15 protein-coding genes are annotated in these 14881 nt (G+C 32.1%); 6 read left to right on the forward strand and 9 right to left on the reverse strand.

Annotation, left to right across the window (positions count from 1 at the left end; genetic code table 11):
- Positions 1-2: 2 nt before the first annotated feature.
- Positions 3-1130 carry a thiolase family protein gene (locus ACTTA0_RS06855; RefSeq protein ID WP_440676530.1) on the forward strand — a complete coding sequence of 376 codons (1128 nt, stop codon included), beginning with the start codon at positions 3-5 and terminating at the stop codon, positions 1128-1130.
- A gap of 2 nt (positions 1131-1132) precedes the next feature.
- Here the strand turns inward: ACTTA0_RS06855 and ACTTA0_RS06860 are convergent, their stop codons facing one another.
- The 6 genes from ACTTA0_RS06860 to ACTTA0_RS06885 form a co-directional block, all read right to left on the reverse strand.
- Positions 1133-1987 carry an ABC transporter permease gene (locus ACTTA0_RS06860; protein WP_440676531.1) on the reverse strand — a complete coding sequence of 285 codons (855 nt, stop codon included), beginning with the start codon at positions 1985-1987 and terminating at the stop codon, positions 1133-1135.
- A gap of 2 nt (positions 1988-1989) precedes the next feature.
- Positions 1990-3252: an ABC transporter permease gene (locus ACTTA0_RS06865; protein WP_440676532.1), complete on the reverse strand. Its 1263-nt coding sequence runs from the start codon at positions 3250-3252 to the stop codon at positions 1990-1992.
- Between the two features lie 71 nt (positions 3253-3323).
- Positions 3324-4445: an extracellular solute-binding protein gene (locus ACTTA0_RS06870; protein ID WP_440676533.1), complete on the reverse strand. Its 1122-nt coding sequence runs from the start codon at positions 4443-4445 to the stop codon at positions 3324-3326.
- Between the two features lie 116 nt (positions 4446-4561).
- Positions 4562-5647: an ABC transporter ATP-binding protein gene (locus tag ACTTA0_RS06875; protein ID WP_440676534.1), complete on the reverse strand. Its 1086-nt coding sequence runs from the start codon at positions 5645-5647 to the stop codon at positions 4562-4564.
- A gap of 45 nt (positions 5648-5692) precedes the next feature.
- Entirely contained in the window at positions 5693-6862 is a 1170-nt protein-coding gene (locus ACTTA0_RS06880; protein ID WP_440676535.1) for a M24 family metallopeptidase, read from the reverse strand.
- Positions 6862-7608 (reverse strand): maleate cis-trans isomerase family protein, encoded by a 747-nt coding sequence (locus ACTTA0_RS06885; RefSeq protein WP_440676536.1) that lies wholly within the window; start codon positions 7606-7608, stop codon positions 6862-6864. The genes ACTTA0_RS06880 and ACTTA0_RS06885 overlap by 1 nt, the downstream gene beginning before the upstream one ends.
- A 59-nt stretch (positions 7609-7667) precedes the next feature.
- Between ACTTA0_RS06885 and ACTTA0_RS06890 the strand changes: the two genes are divergently transcribed.
- The 3 genes from ACTTA0_RS06890 to ACTTA0_RS06900 are packed head-to-tail and all read left to right on the forward strand — an operon-like array spanning position 7668 to position 10930.
- Positions 7668-8537, forward strand: coding sequence for a DMT family transporter (locus ACTTA0_RS06890; RefSeq protein WP_440676537.1), 870 nt, complete (start codon positions 7668-7670; stop codon positions 8535-8537).
- The gene (locus tag ACTTA0_RS06895; RefSeq protein WP_440676538.1) at positions 8537-9478 is read left to right on the forward strand and encodes an NAD(P)-dependent oxidoreductase; all 942 of its coding nucleotides are present in this window, start codon (positions 8537-8539) and stop codon (positions 9476-9478) included. The genes ACTTA0_RS06890 and ACTTA0_RS06895 overlap by 1 nt, the downstream gene beginning before the upstream one ends.
- 21 nt (positions 9479-9499) lie before the next feature.
- Positions 9500-10930, forward strand: coding sequence for an aldehyde dehydrogenase family protein (locus tag ACTTA0_RS06900; RefSeq protein ID WP_440676539.1), 1431 nt, complete (start codon positions 9500-9502; stop codon positions 10928-10930).
- Here the strand turns inward: ACTTA0_RS06900 and ACTTA0_RS06905 are convergent.
- Both ACTTA0_RS06905 and ACTTA0_RS06910 read right to left on the reverse strand, forming a co-directional pair.
- A complete protein-coding gene (locus ACTTA0_RS06905; protein WP_440676540.1) occupies positions 10927-12066 on the reverse strand; it encodes a TauD/TfdA family dioxygenase in 1140 nt (379 codons plus the stop codon). The two genes, ACTTA0_RS06900 and ACTTA0_RS06905, sit on opposite strands and share 4 nt — an antisense overlap.
- Entirely contained in the window at positions 12066-12797 is a 732-nt protein-coding gene (locus ACTTA0_RS06910; RefSeq protein ID WP_440676541.1) for a class II aldolase/adducin family protein, read from the reverse strand. The genes ACTTA0_RS06905 and ACTTA0_RS06910 overlap by 1 nt, the downstream gene beginning before the upstream one ends.
- 120 nt (positions 12798-12917) lie before the next feature.
- Here ACTTA0_RS06910 and ACTTA0_RS06915 point away from each other — a divergent pair, with 120 nt between their 5' ends.
- Entirely contained in the window at positions 12918-13943 is a 1026-nt protein-coding gene (locus tag ACTTA0_RS06915) for a quaternary amine ABC transporter ATP-binding protein (RefSeq protein WP_440614059.1), read from the forward strand.
- Positions 13944-13950: 7 nt separating this feature from the next.
- Here the strand turns inward: ACTTA0_RS06915 and ACTTA0_RS06920 are convergent, their stop codons facing one another.
- Entirely contained in the window at positions 13951-14349 is a 399-nt protein-coding gene (locus tag ACTTA0_RS06920) for a GFA family protein (protein ID WP_440618122.1), read from the reverse strand.
- Positions 14350-14392: 43 nt separating this feature from the next.
- Here ACTTA0_RS06920 and ACTTA0_RS06925 point away from each other — a divergent pair, with 43 nt between their 5' ends.
- Entirely contained in the window at positions 14393-14860 is a 468-nt protein-coding gene (locus tag ACTTA0_RS06925; protein WP_440676542.1) for a thioesterase family protein, read from the forward strand.
- Positions 14861-14881 lie beyond the last annotated feature (21 nt).

Genomic DNA, 14881 nt, shown 5'->3' on the forward strand with positions numbered 1-14881 from the left:
AAATGTACAATTCAGTAATAGCTGGTTACTCCAGATCACCTTTTGCAATGGCAAATAAAGGGAAATTAATAGATGTAAAACCAGTTAATCTACTAGCTGAAGTAATTAAAGATCTTGTTTCACAATCAAAAATTAATCCAAAAGAAATTGATGATGTTGTTATTGGTTGCGCTTTTCAGGTTGGTGAACAATGTTTTAATATTGGAAGATTGGTAACTTTTTTATCAGATCTAGATATGAGAGTTCCTGGAATGTCTGTAGATAGATGGTGTGGATCTTCAATGGAAGCGATTCATATTGCAGCAGGAAAAATAGCAATGGGATCAGGTAAGATATTTGTTTGTGGAGGTGTTGAAAGTATGACAAGAGTTAGAACTGGCTTTGATCCTTTACCTTACCCTTATTCTGATAAAGAAAAACAAAATCCACATTTATATTTATCAATGGGAATTACAGCTGAGAATGTTGCAAAAAAATATAATATTTCAAGAACTGAGCAACAAGAGTTCTCTTTAGAAAGTCATAGAAAAGCAAATGAAGCCCAACAAAAAGATAAATTTAAGAGTGAAATTACTAAGATAGGTAATTGTGAAATTGATGAAAATATTAGACCTAGTAGCACAATGGAAAAACTAGATAGTTTAAAGTTAGTATTTGATCAAAATGGAACAGTAACAGCTGCAACTTCATCTCCTCTAACTGATGGAGCTGCTGCAACTCTTATCTGTGAAGAAAACTTTGCTATAGAGAATAGTTTAGAAATTCTTGGGAGAATAAAATCTACTGCTGTTGAAGGATGTGATCCAAATTTTATGGGATTAGGTCCCATTTCAGCTACCAAAAAAGCTTTAGAAAGAGCTAAACTTTCAATAAAAGACATTGATATTGTGGAGCTAAATGAAGCTTTCGCATCTCAATCACTAGCTTGTATCAAAGATTTAGAAATAGATATTAATAAAGTAAATTTGGATGGTGGAGCAATTGCTTTAGGACATCCTTTAGGCGCAACAGGTGCAAGGATAACAGGAAAAGCTGCACAACTTTTAAAAAGAGAAAATAAAAAGTACGCTCTTGCTACTCAATGTATTGGTTTGGGAATGGGAATTGCAACAATAATTGAAGCAGTTTAGTTTTATCTATTAATTCCTCTTAATCTTTCAGATCTTCTTCTTAATAGTTCTGCACTAATTAATATTAAAGTTGAAAGAATAATTAAACATGTTGCAACAGCTAAAATTGTTGGACTAAGCTGTTCTCTAAGACCAGTCCACATTTGTACTGGAATTGTAGTATTTTCTAAACCAGCAAGAAATAAAACTACAACTACTTCATCAAATGAAGTTACAAATGCAAATAAACCTCCTGAAATTACACCTGGTAATATCAATGGAAGAGTAATTTTCATAAAAGTGTTTACAGGGTTGCTACCTAAGCTAGATGCCGCTCTTGTTACACTATGATCAAATCCTGATAATGTTGCAGTTACGGTGATTACAACAAATGGAGTTCCTAGGATTATATGAGCAAAAACTATTCCTGTATGTGTTGCTGCTAAACCAACTTTTGCCATGAAAAAGAATATTGCAACACCTGATATAATTAACGGAACAATCATTGGTGAAATTAAAGTAGCCATTATAATTCCCTTATAAGGCATGTGCCTACTGCTTAAACCTAACGCAGCCAATGTACCAAGTATTATCGATCCTATCGTTGCAAATATTGCAATTATAAAACTATTTTTTGCAGCTAGTCCCCATGGGTTTTTGGTTCCATAAACCATATCCTTGTACCATCTTAGAGAAAAGGCATCAGGATCAAGATTTTTCATTCCTTCAGAAAAAACTAAAAATTCTTCAGCATTGAATGATAATGGGAATATTACTAATAAAGGGGCAACTAAAAAGAAAAATACAAAAGCACAAATAGCTAAATAAACATAATGCCAAATTCTATAGCGAGTTTCTGTATAACTTGGTAATGCCATCTTTATCCTAATTTAATATTATCAACTCCAACTAATTTGTTATAAATCCAATACACAACTAAAACTCCAGTTAACAACATCAATCCCATTGCAGATGCAAAGCTCCAGTCTAAAGTTGTTTTCATGTGGTATGCAATCTGGTTACTTATCAAAGTTCCAGAGGCGCCTCCTACTAATGCTGGAGTAATGTAATATCCAATTGCCAATATAAATACTAATAAACATCCCGCTCCTATACCTGGAATAGTTAATGGGAAATAAACTTTCCAAAATGCAACAAAAGGTGTTCCTCCTAAAGATTTCCCTGCTCGCATTAAACTTGGAGAGATTGTTTTCATAACACTATAAAGTGGAAGAACCATGAAAGGTAATAATATTTGTGTCATTGCCACATAAGTTCCAACTTTATTGTACATCATTTCAGGCCTGTTATCGTCTGCAACTAATCCTATCATGACAAAGAAATCATTAACGACTCCTTGTTGCTGTAATAAAATCATCCAACTTGCAGTTCTGACCAATAATGAAGTCCAAAATGGGAGAAGAACACAAATCATTAATAGATTTGAGTACTTCATTGGCAATGTAGCTAATAAATGAGCAATAGGATAACCCATTGCAAAGCAAAATAGGGTTACAAAAAATGCAATTTCAAGCGTTCTTAACCATAAAATTCTATGAATTCGTCTATCTTCATCTACTTGAGCGATACTTCCATCAGCAGCATAATACATATCCATACCTTTTAGATATTTAGCTAATGTATATGGTGGTGCTGTTCTTTTTATAGCTTGCCAGTACTCGACTTTACCCCAGTTTTTATGGACCTTCATCATCTGTTCTTTGAAACTAGCGCTTTCGTCTATCTTTTTTCTTTTAATATTTCTAAACAATCTTTTAGTTGTTGAATTAAACCCGTTTTTTTCTTTATTTAATCTTTGACCAAGTTTTCCGTGTTCTTGTTTTTCAACAAGAGCTTTATAGTCATAATAAAAAGCAGAATAAACTTCTTCGGGAGGTAGTTCTTGTCCATCCCAATTTTCCATTTCCTTAAATGTTTTAGGAAGCATGTTGGTTATCATTTTGTCATCAATACTTCTCGTAAACATTTCTCCAATTGGAAATATATAGGTGATGACTAAAAATAATAATAGAGGAGCTACTAGAAGAAAGGCTTTAATCTTATTCTTCCGTTCAGCTTTCTTTAAACTGACTTCTAATGGTATTCCGTCAGTTGTTAAAATTTGTTTTGCTTCAGAGCTCATAAAAAAATAGGGCGGTTAGTTAATAACCGCCCTAAATATATATTATATAAATTCAGTGATTAAAACTGAAATTATAGGCCTGCTTTAAAAGCTTCCCACTTCTCACCAATCTCTGTTCCGTAGTCAGCCCAGAAGAATGGGTCTACTAAGAAATAGTTTTTAGTGTTAGCAGGAGCAGTTGGCATTTGAGGCATCATTTCTGTTTTACCATCTTTGTACCATGGCTCACCAGCTGTGATTACATCAAGAGAAGATTTTCTCCATGGAGCGTATGCAATATACTTAGCGCTACCAGCTAACATTTCAGTGTTAGTCATCATAGCTAAAGCTTTTTTAGCATTCGCTTCATCTGGACCGCCCTTAACTAAAGCAAAGTATTCGTAGTCAAGACCTTGACCATCCCATACTTGTTTAATTGGAGCACCTTCACCAACTTCAGCATTGAAGAATCTTCCGTTCCAACCAGTTGCCATAACAACTTCACCAGCAACTAATAATTCAGGTGGTTGAGCACCTGCAGACCAGAATACACATCCACCATTTGGATCTGTACATAATTCTCTAATTTTGTTTAACGCTCTGTCGATTCCACCGTCTTCTAAAAGTTTTCTGTAAACTCTAGTTCCGCCGTCACCTAGCTTCACGCCATCCGCAGCTAAAGCAATTTCTAAATTAGTTAAAGCACTAGTGTAGATTGCTCTTTTGCCTGGGAATTTTTTAGTGTTAAAGAAGTCCTTAATTTTTGTAGGAGCTTTTGAACCACTAAATTTTCTTGTGTCGTAAGCATAGTTCCAAGAATATAAGATGTTTCCTACAGCACATTCACTTGGCATTCCTGTGAAGAAATCTTCACTTGCAGGAGTTCCATCTGGTGCAGCTGGGAAGTCTTTGTCAAAATCAAATTTAACAAATAAACCTTCATCACATCCGTTAATTGTATCGAATGCAAACAGGTCTATGATATCCCAAGTAATAGCACCCGCTTCTTTTTGTGCTTTAATTTCTGATAAACCACCGGAGTAGTCAACCCAGTTGATATCTACTCCAAGTGCCTTAGCAGTTGGATCACCATACCCTAGCTTTTGAGACTCAGTATAAGCTCCACCCCAAGATGCAACAGTAACTGCAAATGCTGATGAAGTTATTGAAAGAGCAAAAGAAAGAGCAAGTAATAATTTACTTAATTTTTTCATTATTCCTCCGTTTAAACGTTAATATAAATTAATTTATATAATGAAAGTACACCAAAATGAGCAAGTGAAGTCAACAGCTCATTTTAGCTAATGTTATTTTGAATTTTTAATAGAAACTATTTAGGATCTAAAGCTCTAGCATCAACACTGTTCCAACCAATATTGATATCCTCTTTTACTTTTAGCTCAAGATTTGAGGTACTGTTTGGTACTTTTAAAATAAATTCAGAACTACCAAGTAAGTCCAGTCTTACTCTTGTGTGGTCACCATGGTAAATTACTTCTTCTATTTTACCGGCAAACATGTTGTCCATTTTGTTTGTTGGATTTATTAAAGCTCTTTCTGGTCTTAAAGATACTGTAGTTTTTTCACCTTTTGATTTTACAGAAATAGGGTTAGCTAATATTTCTGCATTACCCAATTTAACTTTACATGTGTCTTTATCAATATCAGACACCTCACCATTAAAAGTATTATTTTCACCTATAAACTCTGCAACAAAAGAATTTACTGGTTTCTCATACAGTTCTGCTGGATCAGATAACTGTTGAACTTTGCCATCATTAAATACAGCTATTCTATTTGACATAGTAAGAGCCTCACTTTGATCATGAGTAACGTATACAACAGTGACTCCAATGCTTTCATGAATGTGTTTAATTTCATACTGCATGCTCTCTCTTAAATTTTTATCTAAAGCACCAAGTGGCTCATCCATTAAAACAACGGCTGGATCAAACACAAGTGCTCTTGCAACAGCAACCCTTTGTTGTTGTCCTCCAGAAAGTTGTGCTGGCATTCTAGATTCAAATCCATTTAGAGAAACCATCGACAAAGCTTTATCTACTTTTTTATCAATTTCATCTTTTTCAACTTTTCTTACTCTTAAAGGAAAGGCTAAATTTTCATAAACTGTCATGTGTGGAAATAGTGCATAATTTTGGAACACCATTCCAATTCCTCTTTTGTGAGGTGGGATGTTAGAAATAATATTTCCATCTAATAAAATTTCTCCATTAGTTGGAGTTTCAAATCCAGCTAACATCATTAAACAAGTTGTTTTACCTGAACCAGATGGTCCAAGCATCGTTATAAATTCACCTTCAGCAATATCTAATTGTAGGTCTTTAACGACAAGTACTTTCCCGTCATAACTTTTATCTACTTTATCAAATTTTACGAATTCTGGATTTTTAGACATAAAATTGATTATTAAACATTTGTGAAAGTAGATTTCAATAGTAAATTAACTCTTGATATGAAGCTCTTTTGGAAAATTACAAAATAACTCTGACCCGTTTTCTGTAACCCTAATAGCCTCAGACGCCTCAACACCCCAGTCACCAAACTGCATCACAGCAATCATATGAAAACAAACATTAGGCTCAAGAACTGTCTTGTCTCCTTTATATATATTAAGAGTGTGCTCTCCCCAATCAGGAGGATAGCCAATCCCTATTGAATAACCAGTTCTTGATCTTTTTTCGATACCATATTTATCGAGTATTTTCCAAAAAGCTTGAGCAACATCATCTACAGTATTTCCTGCTTTAATTGCCTCTATTCCTGAGTTTAAAGCTTCAATGGTTTTATTCATGGTATCGATTTTTAATTGATTTGGCTTTCCAAGTAGTACAGTTCTAGCCATTGGCGCATGATATCTTTTATAAACTCCAGAAAGTTCAATAATTGTTGCCTCTCCCTCTACAAACTTATCTTGGGTAGCGGTCAAATGTGAAGCAGAAGTACCTTTTCCTGTTGGAAGTAGGGTTGCAATACTTGAATATTCACCACCAAATTCCTCAGTTCCATAAAAAAGTGCTTTTTGAATTTCACCAACTGCATCACACTGTCTGACACCAGGCTTAATAACTTCCATTGCAGTTTTCATTCCTTGTTCTGAAATTTTTGCTGCAGATTTCATATAATTTATTTCTGCATCAGATTTTGTAAATCTTGCCCAATTCACCAATCGATCACTGTCTTTTATTTTAGCATTTGGCAAACCTTGTTTTATTTTTTCATAACAAAAAGCTGTAAAATAGTGAGCATCCATCTCTAGCCCGATTGATAGATTGTCCCATTTTCTTTCTTTAATTATTTCAACTAATCTATCGTAAGGATGTTTTGGCCAAGTATGAATGTACTCCTCATCATACACTAAAATATTTTCATCTTTTAAATAAGTTTTTATATAAGCTCCACCCGCATCTTGAGCTCTTACAAAACATAACGGTTCATCAGCATTTACATGAACAATTGCACATTGAGCATAATAGAATGACCAGGCGTCATAACCAGTTAGATAATATAAATTATTAGTGTCATGAGAAATTAAAAGTTCGATGCCTTTTTCTTGCATCATTTTTTGAACTTTTTTTAATCTTTGTTTGTATTCTTCTTTAGTAAATGACATTAGTTTACCTTAAATAGTTTTCCAAATCCCTCAACAGAGTTATTTTTATTTATTTTTACAAGTGTATCCCAAATTAATGCTTGATTACTAGATAATACTACTGTGTTCAGTTTTTTTTCAAGTTTATCAATAATTGGTAACACAGGTAATGCTGTACACGAAACAAACAAAGCCTCTGCCCCATTTAAATCAATTTTAGATAATACTTCATATAAGTAATCTTGATCTACTTTACCAATGTCATAATCAGCTTCGATATCAAAGTAAGAATTAGAAGTAATTTCAAAACCCTCTGTTTTAAAATAATCTAAAACCTCATCATTTAGTTTTTTACTGTAAGGTGTGAACAAAGAAATTTTATTTATATTTAATTTTTTTAGAGCTTTAATGGCTGCTGTGCTAGGCGTTGTAACATCAGCCATTGGTTTTGCTGCTTTTACTTTTTGTTCAATAGAATTATATCCAGCTGCTATGGTCCCAGAAGTGCAACCATAAACAACACAATCAATATCTTGATCTGGTAAAATATCTTTTGCAACCTCAGTTACTTTATTAGACATTTTAATCAGGTTTTCTCGAGTTAATGGATTGTAACACTCAATACGGTTAACAAAAAAATCAATTTCCCTGTCTTTTATGACATTAATAAAATCTCTCTCAATCATAAAATCACTTGCAAGTGCAATTAAGCCAACTCTTGGATTTGATTTACTAATGTATTTTGGATCTATTTTTGTTGAATTCATATTTTAAAAGATGAATATATCAGAAGTTCTTTAATAATCATTAATATTAAATTAACGACATGAATTTAAAAGATACCTTCATTGCATCACTGGTTCCAATTTTTTTAGGTTTTGGTTTTGTAATTGCAAAACCAGCATTCGAGTCTTTTCCACCAATTTTATTAATGGGTTTAAGATTTATATTTGCGGCATCAATTTTAGTCTGGTGGTTTCCAATACCGAGAGGATATTTATTAAAAATATTCATAGCATCTTTAATAGCAAATACTTTACAGTACAGTATTACTTACTCTGGTTTAGACTTAATTGATGCATCTTCAGCAGTTTTGCTGGTACAAATGGAAGTACCGTTTGGAGTTATTTTTGCTTACTTTATGCTTAAAGAGAAACCAACAGTTAGAGCACTAATTGGTATTGGTATAGCGTTTATTGGCGTTTATGTTTTAACTGGCTCACCAAATTTAGATGGAAAAATTATTGGTATTGGATTGACGATATTAGGCTCTGCTATTTGGGCTCTTGGGCAAGTAATGGTGAAACCTTTAAGTAAAGAAATTAATCCTTTGGCATTAGTTGCTTGGATGGCATTATTTTCTGGTCCAATTTTAATTCTTTTATCAGCAATCATTGATGGAAATACTATTGAATATTTTGCTAACGCAGAAATTAATCATTGGATAATTGCAATTTACATTGGTTTTATAATGCAGCCAGTTACATATGGTTGTTTCTATTATGTTATTAAAAATAATCCTATTTATAAAGTTCTACCAATTGTAACTATGGGAATTCCTCCAACAGGATTATTAGCTGCAATTTTTCTTTTAGGAGAAGAGCCAACAAAAGAACTATTCATTGGTGGAGTAATAATAATTGTTGGTGTCATATTAATTGTTTTTACAAAAAATAAAAAAGAAGAGGTAAAATAATGAAGATAGGTTTTATTGGTCTAGGAAATGTAGGTGCTAAACTTGCAGGGAGTTTGTTAAGAAATGGATTTGACTTAACAGTAAGAGATGTAGATCAAAATTTAACAGATCAATTTAAAGGTTCTGGTGCAAAAGTTGCAAACTCTGGAAAAGAACTTGCAGAACAAGTTGATCTTGTAATTACTTCTTTGCCATCTCTAAAAGTAAGCGCAGAAGTTATGGAAGCTGAAGATGGAGTACTTCAAGGCCTTTCTGAAAATAAAATCTGGCTTGAAATGAGTACTACTGATGAAGCTGAGGTAAAGAGAATTGGAGAAAAAGTAATTGCAAAAAATGCTATACCTTTAGATGGCCCAGTAAGTGGTGGTTGTCATAGAGCTGCAACAGGAAATATTGCAATTTTTGTAGGTGGTGAGAGAAAAGCATTTGAAAAAATTTTACCTGTTTTAACAGTAATGGGAAGAAAAGTGTTACATACTGGTGAATTGGGTACAGCAAGTACTCTTAAAGTAATTACAAATTATTTAGCTTCAGTACATTTGGTTGCTTTAGGAGAAGCTTGGACAGTTGCTAAAAAATCTAATCTAGATCTTGAAAAAACATTCAAAGGAATAGCTGCATCATCAGGAAATTCATTTGTTCATGAAACAGAAAGTCAGGTAATCTTGAATGGTTCTTATAATATAAATTTTACAATGGATTTAGTTTTAAAAGATACAGGTTTATTTGATGATCTGGCCAAAAAATTAAATGCTCCACTAGAGATATCTCCAAAAGTTGTTGAAATATTTAAAGATGGACAAAAAAAATATGGGTCTAGAGCGTGGTCTTCTATGATTGTTAAAAGGATGGAAGATTTAAATAATATTGATTTTAGAGCTAAAGGTTTTCCAGAAGAATTAGTTGATAATGAGCCTGAGGAAAAAGGATATGAAATCTAAATAGTATGCTAAAATAAAATCATGTTAGATAAAAGAAAATTTTATATTGATGGTGAATGGGTAGATCCAATTAAAAAAAATGACTTTGATGTTATCAATCCATGTAATGAAGATCCTTGTGCAGTAATTTCTCTAGGGTCTACAGAAGATACAAATAGAGCAGTAAAAGCTGCAAAAACAGCATTTGAAACTTGGAAAGAAACCTCAAAAGAGGAACGAATTAAATTATTAGAAAAATTATTAACTATTTACAAAAAAAGATTTAATGAAATGGCAGAAGCTATTTCATTAGAAATGGGTGCTCCAATGGATTGGTCAACTGATGTTCAAACAGCATCAGGAAGAAATCATTTAGAAGATTTTATATTAAGACTTAAAAATTTTAACTTTGAAGAACATTTTGATGAAAAATCAAATAATCATATTTGTTATGAACCAATAGGAGTTTGTGGATTAATAACTCCTTGGAATTGGCCAATAAATCAAATTGCTCTTAAAGTTGCTCCAGCATTTGCAACTGGTTGTACAATGATTTTAAAACCCTCAGAAATTGCTCCGTTATCAGGAATGCTATTTGCTGAAATGATTGATGAAGCTGGATTTCCAAAAGGAGTTTTTAATTTAGTAAATGGTGATGGTGCTGGAGTTGGATCAGATATTTCAAGCCATCCAGATATTGATATGGTTTCTTTTACCGGTTCAACAAGAGCTGGAAAGTTAATTTCTAAAAATGCTGCTAATACAATCAAAAGAGTTTGTCTTGAACTGGGTGGCAAAGGTGGAAATATTGTTTTTGCTGACAGTTATAAAGATGCAGTGAGAGATGGTATTAGAAATGTAATGAGTAATTCAGGTCAATCTTGTGATGCACCTACAAGAATGTTGGTTGAAAAATCTATTTATGAAAGAGCAGTAAAAGAAGCTGTTGATGAAGCTAATAAAATTAAAGTTGATCAAGCGACTAAAAAAGGAGATCACATTGGTCCTGTAATTTCAAAAGTTCAGTACGATAAAATTATAAATCTTATTGAAAGTGGAATTTCTGAAGGAGCAACTTTGGCTGCTGGAGGACCAGAATTACCCAATGGTTTAAATAAAGGATATTTTATTAAACCAACTATTTTCACAGATGTTACTAATGAGATGAGAATTGCAAAGGAAGAAATCTTTGGGCCTGTTTTATCAATTATTCCGTTTGATACTGAGGATGAAGCAGTGAAAATTGTAAATGATACTTCTTATGGTTTAGGAAATTATCTTCAAACTGATGATAAAGAAAAAGCTCATAGAGTTGCAAAAAAATTAAGATCAGGATGTGTCTATATAAATGGTAATGCAGCTGATGTTGGGACTCCTTTTGGTGGTTACAGGCAGTCCGGAAATGGAAGAGAAGGAGGAGTTTGGGGATTGGAAGAATTTTTAGAGGTAAAGAACGTAACGGGTTGGAATTAATTTGAATTTCTCAAATACCTCAATCTTCCAATAATTTCATCACGATCCATGTAATATCCTTGGAGGTGTCTATGACCTGAATTTGGATCAAATTCAGTTCTCCCATGAAGCAATCTTCTATTGTTGAAAGTAAATACATCTCCTGGCCCTAATCTAAATTTAATTTGAAATTTATCATCGTGTAATAAATTTCCAAATCGATGATGAGCTTTATAAACTTTGTCCATTAAATCAGGATGGCAATCTAAGGCATCCATAGTTGCAACACTAAATCTAATGTCGTGATAATCATTATCTTTAGTTAAAGAAATTGCTGGCGCATAATAACTTCTTACTGACTCTTGTGTATAATCCATATCTCGAAATTTGAGGTGAACATTAACTAGTGTATCAAAAATTTCTTTTTCATTTTTTCTTAAATAATCTGCTACCGCAAATCCATCCACAGCTGAGGAATCTCCTCCACTTGCAGAATTAACTAAACAGTGTAGAAATTGATATCCTGGAGGTGTTTCAAACCAAGGTAAATCCATATGATTTCTCAAAGCATGTGCTGTGTAAGCAGAATTATTTGGTTTTGGAATATTAATTACCTCAAATGGAGTTTTAAAAAAAGTTTCTCTAGTGTGACTAATTCTATTTAAAACTTTAAACCCAGAGTTCTCATCTGTCGGTGCATTTTTTACAATTGCAATTCCAGTATGATGCAAAAGTTCCAACCATTTTATCAAGCCTTCATCTGAATTAACGATTTCATCATGATCAATTTCTACAGATTTTAAATGGTCTTGAAGAGAATTGTCCCAAAGCTTGTAGGGTGATTTGTATTCTAAATTGTTCTTAATTGTATAACAATTGTCTCTCAACCATTTTTGATCATAATAACTAACATGATCTCCTTCACTCCATTCAATTTGAAGTTTACCATCATTGTTCAAAGAAAATTTTTTAGGATTTATATCCTTAGATACTTTGAGAATGTTAAACATTCTATGACGAGAAACTTTATCGTGTGCTGTAGGACAATTATCTCTTAACCACAAATAATTAAACTTGCTTTTTTTTCCATCACACCAATCAACTTCTAAATTTGTAGAATTTTTAGTTATATTTTCAATTTTATAATTTTGTTCCATCAACTTTTATAATTTGAATTTTCACGATCTAATTTTCTTAATAATGCAGCCCACTCTGTTTTTCCATCATAATTATAATCATCTGAACTACTCATATTGTCCCAAAAATAAGCAGCTTTTTGTTTGTCTATTTCATGTTTAGTTAGTCCCATAGATAAGTTTTTAACCTGAACAGTGCATGCTTGTTCTAAATAATAAGCTCTAAAAAATGCTTCTGCAGCAGTTTTACCTACCGTGTAGTATCCATGATTTCTTGTAATTAAAATATCGTGCTTCCCTATAAGATTTTCAAATTTTTTTCCAAAATCTTTATCCTCAACAAATTCGTAATCGATATATCCAATTAAATGATTTAAATAGACTGCTGCTTGTGAAAGATGCATCAAACCTTCTTTGGTTCCTCCAACTGCCATAACATCATTAGCATGTCCGTGAACATAAAAGTTAACATCAGAACGTGAATTAAAAATCCATTGTGCAAGATTAATACAACCATCATTTAACCATGGTCCATCTGAATTTACTTTTCTTCCATCTTTATCAATCTTAACTAAAGATGACGCTGTAATCTCTTCATAAAACATTCCATAAGGATGAACAAAAGAACAATCTTTATCTTCAGCTGATCTAGCTCCTGCACATTGATTGGCTAAATCTGTCATTCCATACATATGTAAAATTCTATAAAGAGCAGATAGTTCGCATCGAATATCTTGATCTGATTTGGTCATTATTTAAATGATTATTTAAAAGTCTAACAAAATCAAACAAAATCGAATTTATAAAAATCAATTTAAAGTTGTATAGAAATTGTTTTACATTATGCTCTATGAACTGTTAGAACTTAATTGATGTCAAAAATCGAAATCAACAATGTTTATAAAATCTTTGGCAATAATCCAAAATCAGTTCTTCCAATGGTCAAGGAAGGTTCAACTAAAGATGAAATATTAGAAAAAACTGGGCACACAGTTGGTTTAGATAATGTATCTCTTAAAATTGAAGAAGGTGAAACGTTTGTTTGTATGGGTCTTTCGGGCTCAGGAAAATCCACATTAATAAGACATTTAAATAGACTTATAGATCCAACTGATGGTGAAATTTTAGTTGAGGGCACAAATGTGATGTCGCTTGATAAAGAAAAACTGATTGAGTTTAGAAGACATAAAATGAGTATGGTCTTCCAAAGATTCGGTTTGTTCCCACATAAAACAGTTTTGCAAAATGTTGGATATGGTTTGGAAATGCAAGGTAAAGCAGAAGATGAGAGAAACAAAATCTCAATGGAAAAAATTGATGCTGTTGGATTAAATGGATTTGAAAATCAATATCCAAATCAATTATCTGGAGGAATGCAACAGCGTGTTGGTTTAGCAAGAGCATTAGCAACAGATACGGACATAATGTTAATGGATGAAGCTTTTAGTGCTCTAGATCCACTAATAAGAAGTGACATGCAAAAACAACTTATTGATCTTCAATCAGAATTAAAAAAGACAATTGTATTTATTACTCATGATCTTGATGAATCATTGAGATTAGGTGACCATATTGGAATTTTAAATTCAGGAAAATTAGTACAAGTTGGAACTCCAGAAGAAATTATAATGAACCCTGCAGATGATTACGTAAAAGCTTTTGTTAAAGATGTGAATAGAGCAAAAGTGATCAAAGCAAAAATAATTATGAAAAATTTAAATGAATCTGAAAATATTGATAAATCAAACGTCATTAAAGTAAATGAAGATCAATTTATTGAAGAATTTTTACCTCAAATAGTTTGTTCAGATTCAAATTGTGAAGTGGTTGATAAGAATGGTAATATTAAGGGCTATATTACTAATCAAGAATTACAGTCTTCTTTAACTAAATCTTAAAATAATTTTATTTAGCAAATCTTTTATATTTTGGAAGTTTGTCATTGATTTGATAAAAATCTGACTTTGAACCTACAAATATATTTCTAAAAGTTTTTAGTTTTGTTTTACCGTCAAACATCCCTGCAGAAATTGAAACATTGTCAGATTTATCAACTTTAAAAAATATACTTGCCCCACATTTATTGCAAAAACCTCTCTTGGAATTCTTAGATGACTTAAACCACTTTAAAGTAGTTTTGTTTAAAAATTTAAGTTCTTTGTCTTTAATATTTGTATAAGCTCCAAATACACCATGAGTTTTTCTGCATTGCACACAATGGCAATTAGATACACTTCTTAGTTTATTAAGTGTTTTAAACTTTACACCTTTGCATAAACAACTGGCTGTTAATACTTTTTTCATAAAAACCTTATTATATGATATTAATATTAAATTAAAAAATTAAATGTCAGTTTTTCTTAAAAGCTTCAATATCACAAAGAACTGGGTTGATTATAACAATCATATGAACATGGCTTATTATGTTTTGATATTTGATGAAGCATGGGAAGTAGCACTTGAAAAATTTAAAATGGGAGCAAGTGCAGCAAAAAATCTAAATAGAAGCACTATGGTTGTCGAGACAAACACTAAATATATTAATGAGGTCAAAGAAGGTGAGTCTGTTGATATAAACCTTACTTATTTTGACCATGATAAAAAAAGATTACACTTAAAAATGGAAATGATTGCAACAGAGACAAAAAAAATCTCAGCATCAATGGAATGGATATCTCTATATATTGATCTCAGCAAAAGAAAGGTAACAGAATTCGAAGAAGAAAAGTTGAAGTTGATGGCTGCTTTTATAAAGGAAAATGAAGCTGAATTTTCAAGTGAAAATCTTTTGTTCTCTTCAAAACTGAAGAAATAATTAAATATTATTCATTATCTT

Source organism: Candidatus Pelagibacter sp. HIMB1593 (genome assembly GCF_052047755.1).
In the GTDB taxonomy this organism is placed as follows: domain Bacteria; phylum Pseudomonadota; class Alphaproteobacteria; order Pelagibacterales; family Pelagibacteraceae; genus Pelagibacter.

Coding starts and splice junctions, on each gene's coding strand:
- ACTTA0_RS06860 (WP_440676531.1), bottom strand. CDS start 1,987: ATGGCATTACCAAGTTATACAGAAACTCGCTATAGAATTTGGCATTAT.
- ACTTA0_RS06920 (WP_440618122.1), bottom strand. CDS start 14,349: ATGAAAAAAGTATTAACAGCCAGTTGTTTATGCAAAGGTGTAAAGTTT.
- ACTTA0_RS06875 (WP_440676534.1), bottom strand. CDS start 5,647: ATGTCTAAAAATCCAGAATTCGTAAAATTTGATAAAGTAGATAAAAGT.
- ACTTA0_RS06900 (WP_440676539.1), top strand. CDS start 9,500: ATGTTAGATAAAAGAAAATTTTATATTGATGGTGAATGGGTAGATCCA.
- ACTTA0_RS06885 (WP_440676536.1), bottom strand. CDS start 7,608: ATGAATTCAACAAAAATAGATCCAAAATACATTAGTAAATCAAATCCA.
- ACTTA0_RS06870 (WP_440676533.1), bottom strand. CDS start 4,445: ATGAAAAAATTAAGTAAATTATTACTTGCTCTTTCTTTTGCTCTTTCA.
- ACTTA0_RS06905 (WP_440676540.1), bottom strand. CDS start 12,066: ATGGAACAAAATTATAAAATTGAAAATATAACTAAAAATTCTACAAAT.
- ACTTA0_RS06925 (WP_440676542.1), top strand. CDS start 14,393: ATGTCAGTTTTTCTTAAAAGCTTCAATATCACAAAGAACTGGGTTGAT.
- ACTTA0_RS06855 (WP_440676530.1), top strand. CDS start 3: ATGTACAATTCAGTAATAGCTGGTTACTCCAGATCACCTTTTGCAATG.
- ACTTA0_RS06895 (WP_440676538.1), top strand. CDS start 8,537: ATGAAGATAGGTTTTATTGGTCTAGGAAATGTAGGTGCTAAACTTGCA.
- ACTTA0_RS06915 (WP_440614059.1), top strand. CDS start 12,918: ATGTCAAAAATCGAAATCAACAATGTTTATAAAATCTTTGGCAATAAT.
- ACTTA0_RS06880 (WP_440676535.1), bottom strand. CDS start 6,862: ATGTCATTTACTAAAGAAGAATACAAACAAAGATTAAAAAAAGTTCAA.
- ACTTA0_RS06910 (WP_440676541.1), bottom strand. CDS start 12,797: ATGACCAAATCAGATCAAGATATTCGATGCGAACTATCTGCTCTTTAT.
- ACTTA0_RS06865 (WP_440676532.1), bottom strand. CDS start 3,252: ATGAGCTCTGAAGCAAAACAAATTTTAACAACTGACGGAATACCATTA.
- ACTTA0_RS06890 (WP_440676537.1), top strand. CDS start 7,668: ATGAATTTAAAAGATACCTTCATTGCATCACTGGTTCCAATTTTTTTA.